The sequence below is a fragment of the Microvirga puerhi genome (genome assembly GCF_020089865.1).
In the GTDB taxonomy this organism is placed as follows: Bacteria; Pseudomonadota; Alphaproteobacteria; order Rhizobiales; family Beijerinckiaceae; genus Microvirga; species Microvirga puerhi.
Map to the genome: position 1 here is coordinate 103,258 of NZ_JAIRBM010000001.1, position 22,263 is coordinate 125,520.

Annotated in this window: 25 protein-coding genes; 17 read left to right on the forward strand and 8 right to left on the reverse strand. The window is 63.1% G+C overall.

What is annotated here, in order from left to right; translation table 11 throughout:
• Positions 1-8: 8 nt before the first annotated feature.
• From serS to K9B37_RS00550, 4 genes are all read left to right on the forward strand, one after another.
• On the forward strand, positions 9-1,370 hold the full coding sequence (gene serS, locus K9B37_RS00535; protein ID WP_224310845.1) for a serine--tRNA ligase: 1,362 nt from the start codon (positions 9-11) through the stop codon (positions 1,368-1,370).
• 1 nt (position 1,371) lies between these two features.
• Positions 1,372-2,133 carry a 5'/3'-nucleotidase SurE gene (surE, locus tag K9B37_RS00540; RefSeq protein ID WP_224310846.1) on the forward strand — a complete coding sequence of 254 codons (762 nt, stop codon included), beginning with the start codon at positions 1,372-1,374 and terminating at the stop codon, positions 2,131-2,133.
• A gap of 16 nt (positions 2,134-2,149) precedes the next feature.
• Entirely contained in the window at positions 2,150-2,857 is a 708-nt protein-coding gene (locus K9B37_RS00545) for a protein-L-isoaspartate O-methyltransferase family protein (protein WP_224310847.1), read from the forward strand.
• Between the two features lie 121 nt (positions 2,858-2,978).
• A complete protein-coding gene (locus K9B37_RS00550; protein WP_224310848.1) occupies positions 2,979-4,250 on the forward strand; it encodes a M23 family metallopeptidase in 1,272 nt (423 codons plus the stop codon).
• Positions 4,251-4,505: 255 nt separating this feature from the next.
• On the opposite strand, the gene K9B37_RS00555 is transcribed toward K9B37_RS00550, so the two are convergent.
• On the reverse strand, positions 4,506-5,420 hold the full coding sequence (locus K9B37_RS00555; protein ID WP_224310849.1) for an ATP-binding protein: 915 nt from the start codon (positions 5,418-5,420) through the stop codon (positions 4,506-4,508).
• A gap of 237 nt (positions 5,421-5,657) precedes the next feature.
• Here K9B37_RS00555 and yajC point away from each other — a divergent pair, with 237 nt between their 5' ends.
• The 5 genes from yajC to K9B37_RS00580 are packed head-to-tail and all read left to right on the forward strand — an operon-like array spanning position 5,658 to position 9,779.
• On the forward strand, positions 5,658-5,945 hold the full coding sequence (yajC, locus tag K9B37_RS00560) for a preprotein translocase subunit YajC (RefSeq protein WP_224310850.1): 288 nt from the start codon (positions 5,658-5,660) through the stop codon (positions 5,943-5,945).
• Positions 5,946-5,978: 33 nt separating this feature from the next.
• On the forward strand, positions 5,979-7,586 hold the full coding sequence (gene secD, locus K9B37_RS00565) for a protein translocase subunit SecD (protein WP_224310851.1): 1,608 nt from the start codon (positions 5,979-5,981) through the stop codon (positions 7,584-7,586).
• A 12-nt stretch (positions 7,587-7,598) separates the two neighbouring features.
• Positions 7,599-8,537 (forward strand): protein translocase subunit SecF, encoded by a 939-nt coding sequence (gene secF / locus K9B37_RS00570; protein ID WP_224310852.1) that lies wholly within the window; start codon positions 7,599-7,601, stop codon positions 8,535-8,537.
• Positions 8,538-8,542: 5 nt separating this feature from the next.
• A complete protein-coding gene (locus K9B37_RS00575) occupies positions 8,543-8,929 on the forward strand; it encodes an Mth938-like domain-containing protein (RefSeq protein WP_224310853.1) in 387 nt (128 codons plus the stop codon).
• Position 8,930: 1 nt separating this feature from the next.
• A complete protein-coding gene (locus K9B37_RS00580; RefSeq protein WP_224310854.1) occupies positions 8,931-9,779 on the forward strand; it encodes a phytoene/squalene synthase family protein in 849 nt (282 codons plus the stop codon).
• Positions 9,780-9,963: 184 nt separating this feature from the next.
• Here the strand turns inward: K9B37_RS00580 and trmFO are convergent, their stop codons facing one another.
• Complete coding sequence (gene trmFO, locus K9B37_RS00585) at positions 9,964-11,379, reverse strand: methylenetetrahydrofolate--tRNA-(uracil(54)-C(5))-methyltransferase (FADH(2)-oxidizing) TrmFO (protein WP_224310855.1); 1,416 nt, start codon at positions 11,377-11,379, stop codon at positions 9,964-9,966.
• 87 nt (positions 11,380-11,466) lie between these two features.
• On the opposite strand from trmFO, the gene K9B37_RS00590 reads away from it, so the two are divergent.
• Positions 11,467-12,225 carry a glucose 1-dehydrogenase gene (locus tag K9B37_RS00590; protein WP_224310856.1) on the forward strand — a complete coding sequence of 253 codons (759 nt, stop codon included), beginning with the start codon at positions 11,467-11,469 and terminating at the stop codon, positions 12,223-12,225.
• Between the two features lie 67 nt (positions 12,226-12,292).
• Here K9B37_RS00590 and K9B37_RS00595 read toward each other — a convergent pair whose 3' ends face one another.
• Positions 12,293-12,448: a DUF1127 domain-containing protein gene (locus tag K9B37_RS00595; protein ID WP_224310857.1), complete on the reverse strand. Its 156-nt coding sequence runs from the start codon at positions 12,446-12,448 to the stop codon at positions 12,293-12,295.
• 415 nt (positions 12,449-12,863) lie between these two features.
• On the opposite strand from K9B37_RS00595, the gene K9B37_RS00600 reads away from it, so the two are divergent.
• Positions 12,864-13,658, forward strand: a complete 795-nt coding sequence (locus tag K9B37_RS00600) for a hypothetical protein (RefSeq protein WP_224310858.1) — start codon at positions 12,864-12,866, stop codon at positions 13,656-13,658.
• A gap of 136 nt (positions 13,659-13,794) precedes the next feature.
• Complete coding sequence (locus K9B37_RS00605) at positions 13,795-14,316, forward strand: DUF6790 family protein (protein WP_224310859.1); 522 nt, start codon at positions 13,795-13,797, stop codon at positions 14,314-14,316.
• A gap of 67 nt (positions 14,317-14,383) precedes the next feature.
• Here K9B37_RS00605 and K9B37_RS00610 read toward each other — a convergent pair whose 3' ends face one another.
• Entirely contained in the window at positions 14,384-14,794 is a 411-nt protein-coding gene (locus tag K9B37_RS00610; RefSeq protein WP_224310860.1) for a four-helix bundle copper-binding protein, read from the reverse strand.
• Between the two features lie 73 nt (positions 14,795-14,867).
• Positions 14,868-15,809 carry a DMT family transporter gene (locus tag K9B37_RS00615; protein ID WP_224310861.1) on the reverse strand — a complete coding sequence of 314 codons (942 nt, stop codon included), beginning with the start codon at positions 15,807-15,809 and terminating at the stop codon, positions 14,868-14,870.
• A gap of 124 nt (positions 15,810-15,933) precedes the next feature.
• Here K9B37_RS00615 and K9B37_RS00620 point away from each other — a divergent pair, with 124 nt between their 5' ends.
• A complete protein-coding gene (locus K9B37_RS00620) occupies positions 15,934-16,452 on the forward strand; it encodes an Lrp/AsnC family transcriptional regulator (RefSeq protein ID WP_224310862.1) in 519 nt (172 codons plus the stop codon).
• A 19-nt stretch (positions 16,453-16,471) separates the two neighbouring features.
• Here K9B37_RS00620 and K9B37_RS00625 read toward each other — a convergent pair whose 3' ends face one another.
• On the reverse strand, positions 16,472-16,639 hold the full coding sequence (locus K9B37_RS00625) for a hypothetical protein (protein WP_224310863.1): 168 nt from the start codon (positions 16,637-16,639) through the stop codon (positions 16,472-16,474).
• 218 nt (positions 16,640-16,857) lie between these two features.
• On the opposite strand from K9B37_RS00625, the gene ilvD reads away from it, so the two are divergent.
• The gene (ilvD, locus tag K9B37_RS00630) at positions 16,858-18,699 is read left to right on the forward strand and encodes a dihydroxy-acid dehydratase (protein ID WP_224310864.1); all 1,842 of its coding nucleotides are present in this window, start codon (positions 16,858-16,860) and stop codon (positions 18,697-18,699) included.
• Positions 18,700-18,720: 21 nt separating this feature from the next.
• Here ilvD and K9B37_RS00635 read toward each other — a convergent pair whose 3' ends face one another.
• Positions 18,721-19,254: a DUF2231 domain-containing protein gene (locus tag K9B37_RS00635; protein ID WP_224310865.1), complete on the reverse strand. Its 534-nt coding sequence runs from the start codon at positions 19,252-19,254 to the stop codon at positions 18,721-18,723.
• 218 nt (positions 19,255-19,472) lie between these two features.
• Here K9B37_RS00635 and K9B37_RS00640 point away from each other — a divergent pair, with 218 nt between their 5' ends.
• Positions 19,473-19,889 carry a hypothetical protein gene (locus K9B37_RS00640; RefSeq protein WP_224310866.1) on the forward strand — a complete coding sequence of 139 codons (417 nt, stop codon included), beginning with the start codon at positions 19,473-19,475 and terminating at the stop codon, positions 19,887-19,889.
• A 181-nt stretch (positions 19,890-20,070) separates the two neighbouring features.
• A complete protein-coding gene (gene tolA / locus K9B37_RS25095) occupies positions 20,071-20,427 on the forward strand; it encodes a cell envelope integrity protein TolA (RefSeq protein WP_500796455.1) in 357 nt (118 codons plus the stop codon).
• A gap of 33 nt (positions 20,428-20,460) precedes the next feature.
• Here tolA and K9B37_RS00645 read toward each other — a convergent pair whose 3' ends face one another.
• Positions 20,461-20,742: a porin gene (locus tag K9B37_RS00645; protein WP_224310867.1), complete on the reverse strand. Its 282-nt coding sequence runs from the start codon at positions 20,740-20,742 to the stop codon at positions 20,461-20,463.
• A 133-nt stretch (positions 20,743-20,875) separates the two neighbouring features.
• Here K9B37_RS00645 and K9B37_RS00650 point away from each other — a divergent pair, with 133 nt between their 5' ends.
• Positions 20,876-22,246 (forward strand): serine hydrolase domain-containing protein, encoded by a 1,371-nt coding sequence (locus K9B37_RS00650; RefSeq protein ID WP_224310868.1) that lies wholly within the window; start codon positions 20,876-20,878, stop codon positions 22,244-22,246.
• Positions 22,247-22,263: the final 17 nt, after the last annotated feature.

A 22,263-nucleotide genomic window follows, 5' to 3' on the forward strand; every position in this document is an offset into this window, starting at 1 on the left:
TCGGTCCCATGCATGACATTCGTTCCATTCGCGACAATCCCGCGGCTTTCGACAAAGGCCTCCAGCGTCGGGGCATGGAGCCTCTGTCCGCCTCCCTGATCGCTCTCGACGACCGGCGCAAGGCTGCGGTTTCTGCCCTCCAGACGACCCTCGAGCGCCGCAATGCGCTCTCGAAGGAGATCGGGCAGGCCAAGGCCAAGAAGGACGAGGCCCGGGCCCAGGAGCTGATGGCCGAAGTGGCGCGCCTCAAGGAAAGCGCCCCCCAGCTGGAGCAGGAGGAGCGGGACGCCGAGAAGGTGCTGTTCGATGCGCTGGCGGCCATTCCCAACATTCCGAAGGACGAGGTGCCCTTCGGTGAGGATGAGAACGGCAATGTCGAGCGCCACCGCATCGGAGCGCCGCGAACCCAGAACAGCTCGAAGCAGCATTTCGAGATCGGCGAAGCGCTCGGCATGATGGATTTCGAGGCAGCGGCCCGGATTTCCGGTTCGCGCTTCGTCGTTCTCAAATCGGGGCTCGCACGGCTTGAACGGGCGCTCGGCCAGTTCATGATCGATCTGCATGTGAACGATCACGGCTACACCGAGATCAATCCGCCGCTGCTCGTCCGCGACAACACCATGTTCGGCACCGCGCAGCTGCCGAAATTCGAAGACGATCAGTTCTGGGCGCTTCCCGGCTCTGCATTGGAGAACATAGTCGCCCTAGCCGCCGCTGGACCGACGAAGGATGCGCTCCTGGCCGCCATCAAAGAAGCGCGTTACGGATTGATCCCGACGGCGGAAGTCTCGCTGACCAATCTCGTCCGCGAGCAGATCCTCTCCGAAGAAGAGCTTCCCTTGCGCTTCACGGCTTTGACGCCGAGCTTCCGTGCGGAGGCCGGTGCGGCCGGACGCGATACGCGCGGCATGATCCGCCAGCACCAGTTCGTCAAATGCGAGCTCGTTTCCATCACCACGCCGGAGACCTCTAGCGACGAGCATGAGCGCATGCTGACCAGCGCCGAGAATGTGCTGAAGAAGCTCGATCTTCCGTTCCGCACCATGACCCTCTGCACGGGCGACATGGGCTTTGCCTCCGCCAAGACCTACGACATCGAGGTCTGGCTGCCGGGGCAGGGGATGTACCGGGAGATTTCGAGCTGCTCGGTCTGCACCGATTTCCAGGCGAGGCGCATGAACGCCCGCTATCGCACGGCGGACGGGAAGGGACCGCGCTTCGTGCATACCCTCAACGGATCCGGCCTCGCGGTCGGCCGCACGCTGGTGGCGGTGCTGGAAAACTATCAGAACGAGGATGGCAGCGTCACGATTCCGTTGGCACTCCAGCCGTATATGGGCGGCATGACACGCCTGGAACGGCAGGACTGAGATGCGGATCCTCTGCACCAACGATGACGGCATTCACGCGCCGGGCCTGAAGGTCATGGAGGCCATCGCCCGCGCCTTGTCCGACGATGTCTGGATCGTGGCTCCGGAGACGGATCAAAGCGGCGTGGCGCATTCCCTGTCGCTGAATGATCCGCTGCGCCTGCGCGAGGTGGGCGGTCAGCATTATGCGGTCAAGGGAACGCCCACGGATTGCGTCATCATGGGCGTGCGCCATCTCATGCGGGATCATAGGCCCGACCTCATTCTGTCCGGCGTCAATCGCGGCCAGAACGTCGCCGAGGATGTCAGCTATTCCGGAACCGTCGCCGGCGCGATCGAGGGAACGATCTTAGGCATTCCGTCCATCGCGCTCTCCCAGGCCTATGGACCCACGCGCCGCCACGATCTCAAGTGGCAATGCGCCGAGCATCACGGGCCGAAGGTCATCCGGCGCATCCTGGATGTCGGGATCGACAAGGGAATTCTGATCAACGTCAACTTTCCCGGTTGCGAGCCGGAGGAGGTGGAGGGAATTGCTCTCTGCAACCAGGGTCAGCGGACACAGGAACTTCTGCGTCTCGACGAGCGCGAGGACGGCCGCGGCATTCCCTATTACTGGATCGCCTTCGAGCGGAAGCCGTTCACGCCGGGGAACGGCACCGATCTCTGGGCCATCGCCAACCGCCGCATCGCAGTCACGCCGCTTCGCCTCGACATGACGGATGAGCCGAGCCTGACCCGATACGCGCAGGCCTTCGAATGAACAGGCCCGCCATCCGATGAAGGATGTCACGCCGCGACCGGAGCCGATCGATCTGCCGCCGGACGGGCGTGAGAATCTTCGTGCGGAGGACGAGGCGGTCGAGACGGCTTCCTTTATCCTGTCGCTTCGGGCGAGAGGCATTCGCGATACGGCGCTGTTGCGCGCGATGGAGCTCGTGCCGCGCGAGGTCTTCGCGCCGCGCCGCTTCACAGATCTTGCCCGAACAGACATTGCCCTGCCGCTGCCCTGCGGCCAGACTATGACCGGTCCGAGGACGGTGGCCGCCATGCTGGTGGGGCTCGGCGTCGCGTCCGGCCAGCGTGTTTTCGAAATCGGGACGGGCACCGGCTACGTGACGGCGCTCCTGGCCCGGCTCGGAGCTGAGGTCTTCACCATCGAACGTTTCAACACCCTGGCCGAAAGCGCTAGGCAACATCTCAAGATCGTCGAGGCAGGTCGCGTGCGGATGGAGATCGGCGACGGGCTGGAGATCCGCCCTCGCGAACGGTTCGACCGTATCCTGCTGAACGGGGCCGTGTCCGAGATCCCCGAAGCCGTCACAGCTCATCTGGGGCCCGGTGGGCGGCTTGTCGGCGCGCTGACGATCGATGGCGTGCCGCGTCTCGTCCGCGTGGAGCGGACCGAGGATGGCGCGCTCCGGCAGGATCCTGGCCCGACCTTGCGTCTGGCGCCGCTGATGCGCGGTGTCGCCAAGACACTGTAAACAGGCACCAGGTTGAAAATTTCTGCTTACGGTTACGACAAAATTCGGGCCGGAAACGGTTGCTTAACCTCAATAGGCTTTTAATGCCGCCATCGAGTTGCGTCGGTTGGGGTTTTGAGTGATGCGGCAGCGTAGGAGTTCCGGGCATTGGGTCGCGATTTCGCGAATTGCTCTTGTAAGCGTGATCGGCAGCGCCGCCGCAGCCTGTAGTTCGGACACAGTGCGGTTCGCGGATAATCCGTTCTCGAACCCATTTTCCGCAAGCGATCGTTTCGATTCCGGTCAGAGCGTCGCCGCGGCGCCGGCGGCCCAGCCGCAGCAGATGGCATCGGCCATGCCGACCGCTCCCATCCAGTCGCAGGCCTTGCCTCCTGTCCAGGCACAGCCCCTGTCTCAACCGGCCCAGGTCGCCGCGGCACCCGTCAGGGCGCCGGCAGGCGGACCGGCGGGCTGGTCGGCGGCGGGCGGTACGACCATCACGGTCGGCGGCAACGATAACCTCAATGCGATTTCCCAGCGCTATGGCGTGCCTTCAAACGCGATTCTGGCAGCGAGCGGCTTGTCGAGCCCGAGCCAGGTTCGGCCCGGTCAGCAACTGGTGATCCCGGTCTATAGCGCGTCGGGCACCCAAGTGGCCTCCGCCGCTCCGGCCCGTCCGGTTGCACCGACTCCTGCTGCCCCCGCGGGTCAGCCGAAATTCCGTCTCGTCGAGAACAAGAAGGGCGAGGCTGTCCCTAACGAAACTGCGGAAGCTCCCAAGCGCGTCCGGCCCGGCATGGCTGTCGCGAAGTCCGAGCCCGTCGCTCCGGTCCCGATGAGGGCCGCTCCTGCGCCTGCTCCAGTCAAGATCGCGACGGCCGGCACCGAGCCGCTCGTCTCCGCGCCGAAGCCGGTCGAGCCGCAGAAAGTAGCGGTCGCAGCAGTGCCTCAGCCCCAGCCCGCGGCGCCGGCCGTTGCCGCCGCGCCGGTGGCCCAGCCTGCAAAGGTCCAGGAACCGGATCAGACCGCTAGCGTCGCCGATTCCTCAGGCGATTTCCGTTGGCCGGCCCGCGGCCGCGTCATCGCGGGATTCGGAGCGAATGGCGGCAACGAAGGCATCAATATCGCAGTTCCCGAAGGAACGCCCGTCAAGGCCGCCGAGGCCGGAACCGTCACTTATGCGGGAAGCGAGGTGAAGGGCTACGGCAACCTGGTCCTGATCCGGCACGAGAACGGCTTCGTTTCGGCCTACGCCCATAACGGTTCGCTCAACGTGAAGCGTGGCGAGCAGGTGAAACGCGGCCAAGTGATCGCGACCTCCGGTCAGACCGGCAACGTGACGTCGCCCCAGCTCCACTTCGAGATCCGCAAGGGGGCGTCGCCGGTCGACCCGCTCAAGCATCTCGGCGGCTGATCCAATTCCAGCTTGATCGGATTTCGGTACCCGAACCGATCGCGTGAGGGGACGGCGGAGCTCAGCCGCCGTCCCTTTGTTTTTTATCGGCGCCGCTGCCGTCATTCCGGGATGGTCCGAAAGGACCAGGCCCGGAACCCATAATCGCCAACGATTTAGATAGAAAACATCCAGGCCCGTTGCGCTTCTTCCTGAAGCGTCAGCGATTATGGGTTCCGGGTTCCGCTGACGCGGCCCCGGAATGACAATGGTGGCTCAAATCGCCTTTCCCTGCCGTCCGGCGAGGTCCTGGATGTATTGCCACGCCGTGCGGCCCGACCGGGCGCCGCGGGTGGTGGCCCATTCGAGCGCCTCGGCGCGGATGGTGTCGCGGTCTTCTCCCAGGCCGAGATGGTCCACGTAGCCGAAGACCATGTCGAGATACTCGTCCTGGCTGCATTTGTGAAAGCCGAGCCACAGGCCGAAGCGATCCGACAGCGACACCTTTTCCTCGATGGCTTCGCCCGGGTTGATCGCGGTCGAGCGCTCGTTGTCCATCATGTCGCGCGGCAGCAGGTGGCGACGGTTCGACGTGGCATAGAAGATGACGTTGTCGGGACGGCCTTCGATGCCGCCTTCCAGAACCGCTTTCAGGGACTTGTACGAGGTATCGTCGGAATCGAAGGAAAGGTCGTCGCAGAAGATCACGAAGCGATGCGGATCGGCGCGCAGCAGGGCCATCAGGTCTGGCAAGGTCTCGATGTCCTCGCGATGGATCTCGATCAGCTTGAGGGCGCGCGATTCGGCCGCCCGAACGTGATTGATCTCCGCATGGACCGCCTTCACGAGGGAGGACTTGCCCATGCCGCGCGCGCCCCAGAGCAGCGCGTTGTTCGCCGGAAGACCCGAGGCGAAGCGGCGGGTATTCTCCGCCAAGGTGTCGCGCACGCGGTCGATTCCGCGCAGGAGGCTCATCTCGACCCGGTTCACCTTCGGCACCGGAGCCAGCCGCCGGGCTGCCGCCTGCCATACGAATGCGTCTGCAGCTGTAAAATCTGCGTGAACCCGCCCCGCCGGCGAGAGGCGATCCAAGGCGTCTGCGATGCGTCGTAACAGGTCCACAGCCTCCGGCGCGGCGAGGGGAGAGGATGCAGGCGGGACGGTCGATGGGTCGGAAAGAGGCTTGGCCATGGCGCTTTCGTTGAATAAAAGCCTTGCTTAACGCGGATGCAGAGCATCGTCCATGGAGGCGCGCTCTGGAAATCCCGGCAACTTCATTGATTTCGTGAAGTCGATGGGTATAGTCCGCCGCGTTCCAACCCTGTCCGGCGCGGGTGGGCCGAAAGAGCCTGCCACGCGCCTTACTCCATGGAGAGCCGCTTGTTCATTACGCCCGCCTTCGCGCAAGGGGCCCCCGCCGGGTCAGACATGATGTCGTTGGCCACGAATCTCGTGCCCTTCATCCTCATTTTCGTCATTATGTGGTTCCTGATCATTCGGCCGCAGCAGCGCCGGGTGAAGGATCATCAGGAGATGATCAAGAATGTGCGCCGCGGCGACACGATCGTGACCTCCGGTGGGATCATCGGCAAGGTGACCCGCGTGCTCGAGGACAGCTCCGATATCGAGGTCGAGATCGCCGATGGCGTAAAGGTGAAGATCGCCCGCGCTAATATCTCCGAGGTCCGGGCGAAGAGCGAGCCGGTCAAGGCCTGATCGCGGCCGCTCCCAGAAAAGGTTGAGTTGACGATGTTGCGCTTCTCGAGAACCAAGATCATCGCCACGATGGCGGTCATCCTGATCGGCCTTCTTCTCGCCGTTCCGAGCTTGATGGGTCGCGAGGAGCGCGAAGCTTTCCTGCGCTCCGTGCCGAACTGGGTTCCCTCGTGGCTGATCCCGTCCCGTGCCGTCGTGCTCGGCCTCGATCTGCAGGGCGGTTCTCACGTCCTGCTCGAGGTTGACGTCCCGGATCTTCTGCGCACGCAGAGCACCCAGCTTCGCGATGACGTGCGCCGGGTGCTCCGTGAGGCTCGGGTCAACCCGCAGGGCGGCATCCAGCTCAATCCACGCGGCATCCAGATCCGGGTGCCGGATCAGGCTGACCGGGACAAGATCCTGCCGCGCCTGCGTGAGCTGTCCCAGCCGATCGGCAATACGGTACTCGGCCAGGGCGGCAATCGGGACCTCGACGTCACGACCACGCCGGATGGGCTGATCACGCTCACCTATACGGATGCCGGCACCAACGAGAAGGTGCGCCGCGCCGTCGATCAATCGATCGAGGTCATCCGCAAGCGTATCGACTTCGGCGGAACCACCGAGCCGAGCATTCAGCGCCAGGGGGCGGACCGTGTCCTCGTCCAGGTCCCCGGCCTGCAGGATCCCCAGCGCCTGAAGGAGCTTCTCGGCCGGACCGCCAAGCTCGAATTCCGCATGCTCGGGCAGCAGGGCGCCACCGATGTCGACATGCTCCCCATGCGCGATGCCGGCGGGCAGAAAGTGCCGGTCGAGCGCCGGGTGATCGTCGAGGGCGGCGACCTCGTCGATGCCCAGCCGGCCTTCGACAGCCGCACCAACGAGCCGATCGTCAACTTCCGCTTCAATATCCGCGGCGCTCAGCGCTTCGGCCAAGCGACATCCGAGAACATCGGCCGTCCACTCGCCATCGTGCTGGATAACGAGGTGATCTCGGCCCCGACCATTCAGACGGCGATTACCGGCGGATCGGGCCAGATCTCGGGCCGCTTCACGGTGCAGCAGGCCCAGGACCTCGCGGTTCTCCTGCGCGCCGGCGCCCTGCCGGCGAAGCTGACCGTCGTCGAGGAACGAACCGTCGGCCCAGGCCTCGGCAAGGACTCCATCGAAGCGGGCAAGAAGGCGACCTACGTCGCGGCCATTCTGGTCATGATCTTCATGTTCGCGACTTATGGCCTGTTCGGCCTCTTCGCGAACATCGCACTCCTGGTTCACGTCGGCCTGATCTTCGGCCTGATGTCCGTCCTCGAGGCGACGCTGACCTTGCCCGGCATCGCCGGCATCGTGCTCACCATCGGTACGGCCGTCGACTCGAACGTGCTGATCTATGAGCGCATCCGCGAGGAGCAGCACGCCGGACGCTCGATTCCGTCCGCCATTCAGGCCGGCTTCGAGCGTGCCTTTGCCACGATCGTGGATTCGAACAGCACCATGGCGATCGCCGCGGTCATCCTGTTCTTCCTCGGATCGGGGCCGGTGCGCGGCTTCGCCGTGGTCTTCATTCTCGGCATCCTGACGACGGTGATCACCGCCGTGACCCTGACGCGCATGATGATTGCGCTCTGGTATCATTGGATGCGTCCGAAAGCCCTTCCTTTCTAAGGAATTTATATCGTGCGCCTCATCCGCATCTGGCCCGAACACGCCCATTTCGACTTCATGCGCCTTCGGCGCTTCTCATTCCCGTTATCGGCGACCCTGTCGCTCCTGACGATCCTTGTGCTGCTCACGATCGGGCTGAATTTCGGCATCGACTTCAAGGGCGGAACGCTCATGGAGCTGCAGTCGAAGTCCGGCCATTCGGACGTCGCCCAGATCCGCCAGACGGCACAGGGCTTCGGCTTCGGCGATGTGGAGGTGCAGGAATTCGGCACCGCCGGCGGCCTGTCGTTGCGCTTCCCCATCCAGGAAGGCGGCGAGGCTGCCCAGAGCGCCGTGGTGCAGAAGGCGCGCGACACCTTCGGCAACGATTACGACTTCCAGCGTGTCGAAACCGTCGGCCCACGCGTGTCGGGTGAGCTCGTCCAATCGGGCACCATCGGCATCATCCTGTCGGTCATCGCGGTCCTGTTCTATCTTTGGTTCCGCTTCGAGCGCGAGCTTGCCATCGGTGCCATCGTCGGGACCCTGCATGACATCGTGCTGACGGTTGGCTTCTTCGTCATCACGCGGCACGAGTTCAACATGACGTCGATCGCCGCGATCCTCACGATCGTCGGCTACTCGCTGAACGAGACCGTGGTGGTGTTCGACCGCACACGTGAGCTCATGCGCCGCTACAAGACCATGCCGGTGACGGAGCTTTTGAACCTGTCGATCAACACCACCATGTCGCGCACGGTGATGACGGCGACCACGACGGCGCTGTCTCTGCTGGCCCTGGTGATCTTCGGCGGCCGGGCGATCGAAGGCTTCGCGCAGGTGATGCTCTACGGCGTCGTGATCTGTACCTATTCCGCGATTTTCATCTCGTCGCCGATGCTGATCTATATCGGTCTTCGCAGTTCCGAGACGGTCAAAGCTCCAGAGGGCAAGGTCGCTCCGGCGGAGTGAGACGCATGAGCGGCGGTCGTACCTACGACGGCTTCGTGCCGGGGCGTTATCCCATCGACGCCTACGGCAACGGTGGCTTCCGCTTCGCGGACATGTCTCATCGTGGCTCCATCCTGATCCTGCCTTCGGGCATCAGGGCGTGGCCGGTTTCATCGGTCGCCGAGATCACGGTTGAGTCTCTCGCGCCTGTCTTCGCTGAGGCGGAGGAGATCGAGTTCTTTCTCCTCGGCACCGGTGTTGATGTCGCAGCCCTGCCGGAGAGCCTGCGCCTGCAATTCCGGGAGCGCCGCATCGGCCTCGACGTGATGCAGAGCGGCGCTGCTGCGCGCACCTACAACATCCTGCTCGCCGAGAACCGCAAGGTTGCGGCAGCGCTTATCGCCGTACCCTGAAATGGCCTCCGACGACCTGATCTTCGCCTATTCCCACTGCGAGGCGCTCGTCCGCGAAGCTGATCCGGACCGGTTCTGGGCGAGCCAGTTCGCTCCGGCCGACAAGCGGCCACATCTCCATGCTCTGCACGCTTTCAGCTACGAAATCGCCCGCGTGAGGGATTCCGTGCGCGAGGCGATGCTCGGCGAGATCCGCCTGCAATGGTGGCGCGATGCGCTGCAGGGCGAGGCGCGGGGCGATGTCAGGGCCAATCCCATCGTGGCCGCCCTCGACGACACGATCGTCAAGTTCAAGCTGCCACGCGCGGCCCTTGTCGACCTCATCGACGCCCGGATCTTCGATCTCTACGACGACCTGATGCCGACCCTCAACGATCTCGAAGGATATTGCGGGGAAACCGCGTCGAGCCTCTTTCGTCTGGCAAGCATTGTGCTGATGAACGGAGTCGATCCGCGGAACGCCGATGCAGCGGGGCACGCGGGCGTTGCTTATGCGGTGACTGGCCTGCTGCGAGCTTTTCCATGGCACGCCCGTCACGGCCAGATCTATATCCCCGCCGACATTTTGGAGCGTCACGGCGTCGTGCGGGAGGACATCGTGACCGGACGGGGAGGGCCCGGCCTGAGAGGGGCGCTTGCGGATCTCCGCGCCGTCGTGCGCCGTCATCTCGATCAGGTCAGAACCCTGCGCCCCACGATTCCATCGGAGGCTCAGCCGGCCTTCCGTGTCCTCGCCCTCGTGGAGCCCTATCTTAAAGCCATGGAGCGCCCGGATTACGACCCCTTCCACACGGAGGTCGACCTGCCCCGTTGGCGCAAGATCTGGGTGCTATGGCGGGGAGGATTTTGATTTCACTCGTCATTCCGGAGCCGCGTAGCGGAGCACGGGGCCGATAAACTCCAACGTTGAAGAATAGAGCATGACGATAGCCGCTGCTCTCAATTCTGAAACGCTAGCGGCTATGGGTTCCGGGCCCAGCGCTGTGCGCTGTCCCGGAATGACAGTGCGCCGCCAATCACCCAGGACTTACCGCTCACTCAGCCGCCGCCGGCATATCCTGCCCGGCTTTCCAGGCCGCAAGATCCGCCCGGGCACGGTCGGTCAGGGCACGCTTCTTGGCGATGGTTTTCGCTGGGCCGCGCAGCCGCTTGCCGTTTTCGTCCTTGGCCGTGAACGTGATCGGCGGGAAGAGGCCGAAATTGACGTTCATCGGCTGGAAGGAGCGGGGACCTTCATCGATGGTCTCGATATGGCCGCCGGTGATGTGGTTGATGAGGGCGCCGAGCGCCGTCGTTGCCGGCAGAGGGGGCAATGCCCGCCCAAGGCGTTCCGCTGCCGCGAAGCGTCCGGTCATCAATCCGATGGCCGCGCTTTCCACATAGCCTTCGCAGCCCGTGATCTGACCGGCGAAGCGAAGCCGCGGCATGGCCTGGAGGCGAAGCGTCGGATCGAGCAGCTTTGGTGAATTGAGGTAGGTGTTGCGGTGGATGCCGCCGAGACGGGCGAACTCCGCATTCTCCAGGCCCGGGATCATGCGGAAGATGCCGGTCTGTGCGCCATATTTCAGCTTCGTCTGGAAGCCGACCATGTTGAACAGGGTGCCCAGCGCATTGTCCTGGCGCAGTTGCACGATGGCATAGGGCTTGACGTCGGGATTGCGTGGATCGGTGAGGCCCACCGGCTTCATGGGGCCGTGGCGAAGGGTCTCGCGGCCGCGCTCTGCCATGACCTCGATCGGCAGGCAGCCGTCGAAGTAAGGGGTGTTCTCCCAATCCTTGAACTCGGTCTTGTCGCCGGTCAGCAGCGCATCGACGAAGGCCTCGTACTGCTCCTTCGTCATCGGGCAGTTGATGTAGTCCTTTCCTGTGCCGCCTGGTCCCACCTTGTCGTAGCGCGACTGGAACCACGCCACGTCCATGTTGATGGATTCGCGGTACACGATCGGGGCGATGGCGTCGAAGAAGGCGAGCTCCTTCTCCCCCGTGAGCGACAGAACGGCTTCGGCCAGGGCGGGCGAGGTGAGGGGGCCGGTCGCGACGATCACGGAAGACCAGTCTTCCGGCGGCAGCCCGGCGATCTCGCCACGCTCGATGGTTACCAGGGGATGCGCTTCCAGGGCCCCGGTGACGGCGTCCGAAAAGCCGTCCCGGTCCACAGCCAGAGCGCCGCCGGCGGGCACCTGGTGGGCGTCGCCCTTCGCCATGATCAGAGAGCCCAGCGAACGCATCTCCTGGTGCAGCAGGCCGACCGCGTTCGTCTCGGCGTCGTCCGAGCGGAAGGAGTTGGAGCAGACGAGTTCGGCCAGACCATCGGTCTTGTGCGCATCGGTGCCGCGCACGGGCCGCATTTCGTGCAGAACCACGGGAACACCGGCCTGGGCGATCTGCCAGGACGCCTCGGAGCCTGCGAGGCCGCCGCCTACCACATGGATCGGTTGAAGCTTGCTCATCGTATTCCTCTCGTACGGCGCTTTGTTGACCCTACGGGCGGTCCGGGTCAAGCTAAGCCATTCCCATTCACGGACAGATTCAGGATCATGGCCTCACAGCGACCCATCGTGCTTATAACAGGGGCGAGCCGCGGCATAGGCGCTGCGGTGGCGCAACTGGCTGCCCAGCGCGGCTATGACGTGGCGATCAATTACCGTTCGGAGCGCGATGCCGCGGAGCTGGTGGCGCGGGTCTGTCGCGACGCGGGAGCCGCTGCTGTCATATGCCAGGGCGACATGGCCGTGTCCGCAGATGTGATCCGTGTTTTCGATGAAGCACAGGCGGGCCTCGGGCCCGTCTCGCATGTGGTCAACAATGCCGGGATCACGGGGCGTTCGAGCCGGCTCGAGAGCGCGTCCGACGAGACCATCCGTGCCTGTATCGATATCAATGTCCTCGGTGCGCTCTGGGTGGCCCGCGAGGCCGCCCGACGCCTTTCTAAGGAAAATGGCGGACCAGGAGGCTCGATCGTCAACATCTCCTCCGTCGCCTCGCGCCTCGGAAGCGCTGGTGAATACGTTTGGTATGCGGCATCGAAAGCTGCCGTCGATGCGCTGACGATCGGCCTCTCGCAGGAGCTGGCAGGGCAGGGGGTGCGGGTGAATGCGGTCTCGCCTGGAATCACGCGGACCGAGATCCATGAGAAGAGCACCGGAGATGCGGAGCGCGTCGAGCGGTTCCGGGCGAAGATTCCGATGAACCGAATCGGCGAGCCCGAGGAAATCGCCGAGGCGATCCTGTTTCTCATGTCGGACGCCGCATCCTACATCACCGGCACCAATGTATCGGTCTCGGGCGGGCGATAGAGGGGTCCAGACAAGCAAACGCCCGCCGGAGGGCGGGCGAGGGCCTTCGCTGCAGTGCAGCAATCAGTTACGCGACAGCGTGCTGACGAGCGATGCTGTCGATCTGGAAGCGGGAGATGCCCAGATCATCGAGTTCGCGGTCGGACAGCTGCGACAACTCGCGGACGGTCTCGCGATAACGAAGGTAGGCGCGGACCTTAGAGAGGATGTAGGTGACGAACATTGGTAGCTCCTGAAGTTAGCCGGCCCGGGGTGACCGGCGGCTTTTGCTCTTGCGTGTGCAATGCAGCATATAAGGGAGTGCGATGCCGAAGAGGAGTGGTAATATTGTAGGTCTGTTATGCTTTAGTAGCATGACACCCTAAGGCCAAGTTAACGAGTCATGTCGACAGTGCATCCAAAAGTGGCGCTTAGGGCCATGCATGTGGTGGCGGTCCTGCTGTACATGCACCCAATACCGAACGCAGAATGCTCCAGCTTCGCAGCCCAGTGATCGATCTCGCTGCCTACGCTCTTTCCTGAACAGATATTCATCTGTATTCACGAAGTATAACGAGATCGTAATATTTGCCTCATCAGGAACCTGCGCAAAGAGGTCGCGTTTCCTCCCCACTTATTGTTTTGGAGGAGATAACGCGATGAAGAAAATCGCTTTTGGTCTCGGGCTGGCCCTTCTGGGCACTACGGTCTACGCCCAAACGCCTGCAACACCTGATACGTCCGCCAATACGCAGATTCGGCCCGGTTCCTCATCGTCCACGACCATTCGTCAGCACATGGGCGAGCGCGGCGCCTCCACGGGATCGGAAACCCGTATTCGCACCCGTGTCGATGGCGGCATCCGCGCAGGAGTCGAGACCGGCGAGCGTCGCGATGTCACCGTCCATCGGACACGTTCGATCCACGCTGTGGAAGAGCCGAGCGTTTCCGTGACCCGCCATCGGACGGTCACGACTTATGACGAGCCTGACACTGTGGTCCATCGCACAGTCGTCAAGAAGAAACCCGTCGCCAAGAAGATCGTAGTGAAGACGAAGAAATCGCCGTCGACCAAAGTCGTCGTCAAGAAGCGTCGCCATTATGTGGTCCATGAGCCGGTCGAGGTTCGCCGCAAGACCGTGCGTCGCTACGAGGTGAATGAGCCGAGCGTGTCCGTTACCCGTCGAACCGTCCGCCACGTTCACGAAGCATCTCCGCGCGTCGGCGTGTCGATCGAGCAGCGTCGAATGAGCGTTCGTCCGTCGAGCGACGTGAACGTGTCGACCTCGGTTCGCCAGCGCTCCTCCGCACCGGAAGCGACGGGCTCCGTGACGACGCGCAGCCGTGTCAACACGAACGGCGCCGTGCGAGGTGGCCAGAGTGGCTCGACCAATCTGCGCCTCCAGCAGCAGGGCGGGTCCTCGTCCAGTGGCAGCAGCAACATGAATCAGTAAGGATTGCGTCCCGCGTAACCTGAGGGGCCGGTTTTCCGGCCCCTTTTCTTATGTGTCTGAGAGTGTGCACCAGCTTGCGGCGGCGCTGCTGAGGCGGCAGAGTGCGCGCCAGATTGAGAACCTGCCGGGGGGCAACATGCAGCAAATCATCGTCTTTTTGTTGAGCAACTTTACGCTGACGCTCTTTGTCGTCGGGCTGATCGCATCGTTGATTGCCCTTTCGCGGCAACCCAAACCCTGGAGCAGGGCGGTCGTGGTTGAGGCGTTCCTATCCTGGTTTCTGTTTTTCTCGTTCGGAGTCAGCTTCTTCTATAACTTCGTCATGCACGTCTTCTTTTCCGAAGTCGCGGCATCCTTCATCGGCTGGCAGACCAGCCCGTTCCAGAAAGAGGTGGGATTTGCGAGCCTCGGGTTCTCGATGGTCGGATTCCTCGCCTTCAAGGGAAGCGCTGGACTTCGACTGGCGGCCATTCTCGGTCCGGCGTGCTTTCTCTGGGGTGCAGCCGTCGGTCACGCGATTCAGATGGTCGAGGCGCACAATTATTCGCCCGGCAATGCTGGCGTGATCTTCTACACCGACATTCTGCTGCCGCTCTTCGGCTTCGTGCTGTTGTGGATGAGCGAGAAGCGTGAGCCTGCGCACTTGCGCGCCGCGTGACAACGGCGGAACTGGACGTCGCGCATACGGGCCGGAAGGGCGGCCCGTATGTTCTTGAGCGGCATGTTCAGTGACGCGCACCCATGCTGCCCATGGCATCCCGGCACGCAGCCTCGCAACGGCGGCAGGCCTCGGCACAGACCCGACAATGCTCGTGTTGCCGCGCGTGACGCTCGCATTCCTCCGCGCAGAGGCGGCATGCCATGGCGCAGGTGTCGAGCATCCGATTCAAGAGCTGCTCATTCGTGCCTGTCCGACGAGTCGCCAAGGTCCCGGTGGTCATGCAGATATCGGCACAGTCGAGATCGAGCCGGATGCATTGCCTGAGCTGCTGCACCATGTCCTCGGCCAGGCAGGCATCTGCGCACGAGGTGCAGATCTGCGCACAATCGTAGCATTCTTCGATGCAGCGGATCAGCACATCGTTCGTCTGTCCGCGCATCTCAGGGTGTGAGCGGATCATCTCCTGTGCGTGCATTGCGAGTCTCCTGAGGATTGAGGAACGCCCAGCCTGTTGGGCAAAGCCGGGAGGCCGCAATGGTTCCTCACGATCAGGGCCGGGCTGCCCTCACTTTTGGAGCCAGAATGCCGCTTGCAAGCACGACGCCCAAGGCCGCGAAGGCGATTCCGACCGTGGCAGCCAGGCTCGGAATCTCGTTCAGCATCGGAATGGCGAGAAGCGCCGCAAGAACCGGTCCAAGCGGCGAGAGTGCCGCTGCCCGGGATGGGCCCAGACGGTCGATGGCATAGCCGTAGAGAACGATTGCGACGACACCGGAGAGGAAGCCCTGCAGCAGGGCCTGAATGAGAATGCTTCCCAATAGCCCATTGGACGCCGCTTGAATGAGGGGAGCCGCTCCGAACGGTAGGAGGAGAAGGACGGACCACAGGCCGATCAGTCCTGCGGCTTGGAGGGCCGTCAGGCCGCTGCGCCGATAGGCGTGGGTGTAGATCCCCCAGAGGCATGCGCCCGAGAGCAGGAGCAGGTGACCGCGCCAGGCGCCGGTTCCCGTCTGGAACAGGCTCTGCCCAGCCACGCAGAGATCGGCTGCGAGGATCAGCGCGAAGCCGAGAAGGCGCAGGCCGCCGAGCTTTTCCCCGAAGACCAGCCAGCCGATCAGAGCGACGAACAGGGGCATCGTACCGGGCAGCAAGGGGCCGATATCCGCAGCGGGAGCATATTGCATCCCCGTCGCGGCGATGAGGAAGAAGGGTGCGCCGGAGCACAGAAGGCCCAGACCCACCTTCACGGGCAGTCCTTTCGGCCACAGGCCGACGCGCCAGACGAACGGCGCGAGGACGACGGCCGGGACGGCAAAACGCACGATGCCGACGGCGGCCGGCGGCAGCTGATGGGTCACGGCGTGGCGTGTGCCGACCATCCAGAAAGCCCAGATAATGACGGTCACAAGACCGGCACTCCAGCCCAACAGGGCCCTTCGATCGACCGAGGGCCGGGAGGAGAGGGCGTTTCCGTGCAACGCGTCGGTCATGAAAGGCTCCTTGATCGAGAGCATCAGCATGCCTCAGACAGCCAGAGCATGTCCTTGCGAAGTTCGGCCATTCCATGCTGTTCTCTTGGCAGAAAATTGCGCAAGATCGCGCAAGAGAGCTAAAATGCCCTACATCAATCTGGACGCCATCGATCTTAAGATTCTGGCCGCGCTGCAGGATGACGGGCGGCTGACCAACAACGAGCTCGCGGACAAGGTCGGGCTGTCGCCATCTCCGTGCCTCCGACGGGTCCGCCGTCTGGAGCGGGACGGTTTCATCCAGGCCTATAGGGCCGTGCTCCAAAGGGAATCCGTCGGGCTCGGCCTGACGATCTTCGTCGAGATCAAGGTCGAGAGGCACTCTCGCGACAATGCCAAGGCGCTACAGGACACTCTGGCGGCGATGCCCGAAGTTGTGTCCTGCCACATGGTTTCCGGCACGGCCGACTTTATCGCTGAGATCGTCGTTCCACACCTCAAGGCCTATGAACGCCTGTTGACGGAGAAGCTCCTGACGCTTCCGATGATCGGCGATATCAGGTCGAATTTCGTGCTGACCCGTGCCAAGTCGGATGCCCCGCTGCCGCTCTCGCACTTGAAGCGCGATGCAAAGGCAAAAGAGCCAGTTCCCGATTGCGACTGAGATGCCTCATTTGAGGCTTTCACTGCGGCCCGGCTTCCATCGCCGAAAGCTTGACTAGGGCCAGGCGCACAAGGTGGCTGGTGGGATGGCTCATTTGAACGATGCGAATGGCCAGCCGGATTTCCCGAAGCGCGCGATGGTCGAACCCGGAAGTCAGGACCTGAGAGAATGCGGCATGAGACGTCATGGTGGCACCTCTTAAGCGTGCTTCCCAAAGTGTGTAACAAGTGGTTAACCGAGTGGCAGCCCGTTTACTGTGCTTGGGCACACAAGGCATGAATCGCTCACATGCCAGCTTCGAACCCGTCGCATCGTACTGCGACCATCCTTAGGGTTGGACTGGCCGCCGGGCCTGTGTAATAAACCTCCACCCTCACGGCTTCTTTCGTAATTTTAGGTCTTGCTATGCCGCAGTATCGTTCTCGCACTACCACCCATGGCCGCAATATGGCCGGCGCTCGCGGGCTCTGGCGCGCCACGGGCATGAAGGACGAGGATTTCGGCAAGCCGATTATCGCGGTCGTCAATTCCTTCACCCAGTTCGTGCCAGGCCACGTGCATTTGAAGGATCTCGGGCAGATGGTGGCCCGTGAGATCGAGAAGGCCGGCGGCGTCGCCAAGGAATTCAACACCATCGCCGTCGACGACGGCATCGCCATGGGCCATGACGGCATGCTCTACAGCCTGCCGTCCCGCGAGATCATCGCGGATTCCGTCGAGTACATGGTGAATGCCCATTGCGCGGACGCGATGGTCTGCATCTCGAACTGCGACAAGATCACGCCCGGCATGCTGATGGCGGCTCTGCGCCTCAACATTCCTGCGGTGTTCGTGTCCGGCGGGCCGATGGAGGCCGGCAAGGTGAACCTGCGCGGCAAGCTCAAGTCCATGGACCTCATCGATGCCATGGTGGTGGCGGCCGACGACAGCTATACCGACGAGGAAGTGAAGGCCGTCGAGCGGTCCGCCTGCCCGACCTGCGGGTCCTGCTCCGGCATGTTCACCGCAAATTCCATGAACTGCCTCACGGAGGCGCTCGGTCTCGCGCTGCCGGGCAACGGCACGGTGCTCGCTACCCATGCCGACCGCAAGCGGCTGTTCGTCGAAGCCGGTCATCTGATCGTCGATCTGGCACGGCGCTATTACGAGCAGGACGATGCCTCAGTGCTGCCGCGCTCCGTCGCGAGCTTCCAGGCCTTCGAGAACGCCATGACGCTCGACATCGCCATGGGCGGTTCCACCAACACGGTTCTTCATCTTCTGGCAGCGGCCTATGAGGGCGAGGTCGACTTCACCATGAAGGACATCGACAGGCTGTCCCGCCATGTGCCGGTCCTATGCAAGGTCGCACCGGCCGTAGCGGACGTGCATGTCGAAGACGTCCATCGCGCTGGCGGCATCATGGGCATTCTCGGCGAGCTCGACCGCGCGGGTCTCATCCACCGCGACGTGACGACCGTACACAGCGAGAGCATGGGCCATGCTCTCGACCGCTGGGACGTGAAGCGCACCAACAGCGAGGCTGTTCGCACCTTCTTCCAGGCGGCGCCGGGCGGCGTTCCGACCCAGGTTGCGTTCAGCCAGGAGCGGCGCTGGGAGGAACTCGACCTCGACCGGCAAAAGGGCGTGATCCGCGAGAAGTCCGCCGCCTTCTCCCAGGATGGCGGCTTGGCAGTGCTCTCCGGCAACCTTGCCGTAGACGGCTGCATCGTGAAGACGGCCGGCGTCGACGAGAGCATTCTCGTGTTCAGCGGGCCTGCCAAGGTTTTCGAGAGCCAGGACGATGCCGTGAAAGGCATTCTGGGCGGAGTTGTGAAAGCCGGCGATGTGGTCGTCATCCGCTATGAAGGTCCACGTGGTGGTCCCGGCATGCAGGAGATGCTTTACCCCACCAGTTATTTGAAGTCGAAGGGACTTGGGAAAGCCTGCGCGCTGATCACCGATGGGCGCTTCTCGGGCGGCACGTCCGGCCTTTCCATCGGTCACGCTTCCCCGGAAGCCGCCGAGGGAGGACTGATCGGCCTCGTGGAAGAGGGGGATCGCATCGAGATCGATATCCCGAACCGCTCGATCCGTCTCGCCGTGTCGGACGAAGTGCTTGCCCGGCGTCGGGCCGCCGAGGAGGCAAAAGGCTCAAAGGCCTGGAAGCCGCAAGGACGGACCCGCAAGGTCTCGACGGCCCTCAAGGCCTATGCCGCGATGGCGACGAGCGCCGCGAAGGGCGCTGTGCGGGTCCTGCCCGAATAGTCGGGTGCACCTTCGGACTGCCTAGCTTACGCGTCGTGCCCCGGCCGTCGCGGTCCGTTCGACCTCGACGTGGAACTGTTCCACGTCGGGGCTTTCGTCCGGGATCGCTCCGACTTGGTAGCGATAGGCGAGTTCGCCGCCAAGCCAGCCGTTGAAGATCAGCAGCGCGGTCGTGACGAGCGAGAGCCAGAAGCCCCAGCCCTGCGCTCCGGCTACGGGATCAGCCCATCGCAGCCACAAATTGATCGCGGCCAGCACAACGACCGCCAGATTCCCGATCATGTGCGCCCACGAAACCCATACGTTGCGCACCCGGTCGATGGTCAGAAAGTCAATGAAGCCGGGAATAGCGGCCAAAAGAGCCATGACGATACCGGCGCTTAGGAGCCAGTAGGACCCTCGCGCCCAAAACGTATCCGCCGTGCTGCGAAATGCGATGTCGGTCGCGAAGGCGCCGATGAGAAACGCGATCGGAAAGACAACGAGCATGTGATGGATCGGGTGTCCGGCGATAGCGGCCGTGCTCTCGACGCCATGCCGATGATAACGAGCCATGAAATCCTCCGTCCGAGGCCTTCCTTGAGAGAATGCTGCGGTTCGGCTTTCGTTCCTGGTGCGGCAAGTCTGCCGATGTGGAGAGCTCGAAACGCGTCGCTGGCGCCGGTTTGAACCGAGGCGGACGAACCGGTGCTGCAATCTCCATGACGTTGGATCGAAACTTTAGCGCCGCGGTGGCGTTGGCCGATGGGATATTTTTGCCACCAAAGGAGTTTATGATGCGACGCATAACCTTGACGGCTGCTCTTGGCGCGCTTCTGATAAGTGCTGCTGGAGCGATGGCGCAGCCCTATCCTGCCCCGGTGCCGAATGCCAGCGGCTCCCAGACGACCGATCCGCTGACCTATGGCGATACGGCGCGGCCAGGCTTCGTGCCCGCTCCAGTTGAGGGCCTGTCCGTCGGCACCTGCGTGCCATCGCCGAATGCCAGCGGTTCGCTGACGACAAACCCTTGCGGTTACAACAATGCCGGTACGACGCCGGGGAATGAGCCTCTCGCGACGGGTTCGATCATCGTGCAGCCCGCGCCGATGTATGAGACTGCGCCGATATACGAGTCGGTGCCGGTCCCCAACGCCAGCGGATCGCAGGTCACGAATCCGATGACCTACGGCGACACGCTTCCGCGTTAAGCCGCTTTATCGTCTCGTCTTTTACAGCTCCATCCGGTCTCCGGGTGGGGCTTTGTTGTGAGTAAACGCTGTACATGGAATGTATCGCGTTGAACTTTGTTACGCACGATGATTGGGTGCCGTTCCTGGCCATTGCTGACGTGTTAGGGAACAGACGGTAGCTTTCATGAAATGCCCTTTAATGGCCCTTGCCGTGGTTCCCCTCATTCCGGCGTTGGTTGCCTGTAATACGGTCCCTGACAGTACAAACCTTCGCAGCGAACGGGCCGAGCTCACCATGCTACTGCATGGTCAGGTTCAGCGCTGTTATGTGGTGCCGATAGCGAGCAGGGGTGCGCCATCAGCAACGATCGAGGTCCGCCTCAAGCCCGATGGGAGTTTGGCACAGGGACCGGTCGCCCTTGATGGCAATCCAAATTCGCCAGTCACGCAAGCTGCTCTCAGAGCCCTGCGCCGCTGTACGCCATTCAAGATCCCTGCCGTTTTCGCTCCGCAATATCCATTCTGGAAGACGTTGCGCATCGTTTTCTCGTCATAGAGTGAGATCCTTCAGGCGCGTCGGCAATGCCATCTAGCGCACGCCCTCGGCGCGGATGACAGCCCGCAAGGGGCCGTACTCCGTCTGCTTTCGCACATCGAGCTGGACGCGTCCGCTGGCGCCTGTCCGAACCCCATCGGACGAACGTGTCTTGGGGGATCCGATCACGGTTTCAGCCCGGACGCGCCCGCTCACGCGAACGCAGGTGTCCGAGCCCTGAAGCGTCGAGAACCCAGGCGGGCAGGCGAGAGCCGCACCTGTCCCCAGGATGGAAATCAGGCTTGCCGCAGCGGCAACAAGAAGGCTTGAATGCATTGGCACCCCTGGCGTTCGTTCGACGGATCATAAAGTAAACGAGAGCGGATTGCGCGCTCTTTGTTATCGCCGCGACGTCGGGCCTTTGTCGAGGAAGCGAGCGCTCAGCATTTGAGCCGGAGGAGAAGGCGCGATGGAAGACTGGCTCGGCGCGGCGATGTCTTACGTCTCATCCTGGATTCCGTTCCAGCTTCGTTATCTCGACCAGCCGGGCTGTGCGATCGCCATCTCGTACAAGGGGCAGGTCGTATTCAATGAGGCCTTCGGCCGTGCCGATCTCTCGACGGAAGAAGATCTAACGCCCCGGCACGCCTTTCGCATTGCCTCTCATTCCAAGACCTTCACGGCGGCCGCGCTTCTCAAGCTGCGCGAACGGGAGCAGCTTCGGCTCGATGACACGGTCGGGCAGTTCGTAACGGGTCTTCACCCGCAGGCGGCAGCGGCAACTCTCGAACAGCTCCTCACCCATAGCGCAGGCCTTACCCGCGATGGCCAGGACAGTGGTCAGTTCACGGACCGCCGCGCCTATCTGTCGGTCGATGAGCTGCGCGCCGATCTCGCAATGCCACAACCTCTCGAACCTGGAGAGAGCTTCAAGTATTCCAATCACGGCTACGGCCTGCTCGGTCTCGTGATCGAGGCCGTGACGGGCGAGCCTTACGCTGCATGGATGAAGCGCGAGATCCTCGAGGCTGCGGGCGTACCTGGGATCGCGCCGGATGTCCCTTATGTGGAAGAAGCGCCTCTGGCGCGCGGGCACAGCACGAGACTGCCTCTCGGCCGCCGTGTCGTCATTCCCGGAAACGGGCCTGCCAATGCGATCGCGCCAGCCGGCGGCTTCGTTGCAACGGCCGGCGACCTGGTCCGGTTCTTCGCTCAACTCTCGCCGACGGCCGAGACCAGCATCCTGTCCGTAGCGAGCCGCCGCGAAATGGTTCGGCGACGATGGCGTGATGAGGGGAGTGCTCAGGAGCGTCATTACGGACTGGGCACCATATCGGGACCGCCTGGGGAATGGGCATCCTTCGGCCATTCCGGATCTCTCCAAGGCTTTCTGTCCAGAACCGCCGTCTATGTGCCGCATGGCGTGGCGATTACCGTTCTGGCCAACGCCATAGACGCGCCGGCATCGCTCTGGGTCGACGGGATCGCGCATATCCTAAAGACCTTCGCGCAGAAGGGAGCGCCTGGACCGGAGATCGCCGACTGGACCGGGCGCTGGTGGAGCATCTGGGGCGCCACCGATCTGGTGGCCCTCGGAGAGCGCGTTCTGGCAGCTTCTCCTTATACGTTCTGGCCCTTCGGAGAAGTGAGCGAAGCGGAGATGACCGACCGCGACAATGGTGTCTTGGTGCAAGGCTCAGGATTCAACAGCATTCACGAGCCTCTGCGACGCGTTCGGGACGAGGCGGGAAAGGTGCGCGAAGTCTGGATCGGCGGCAGTCGCCTCATCGATGAGGCGGCGTTGCGGAAAGAGATGCTCGACCGATACGAGCCGCGCTGACTCATTGCAATGCAGAG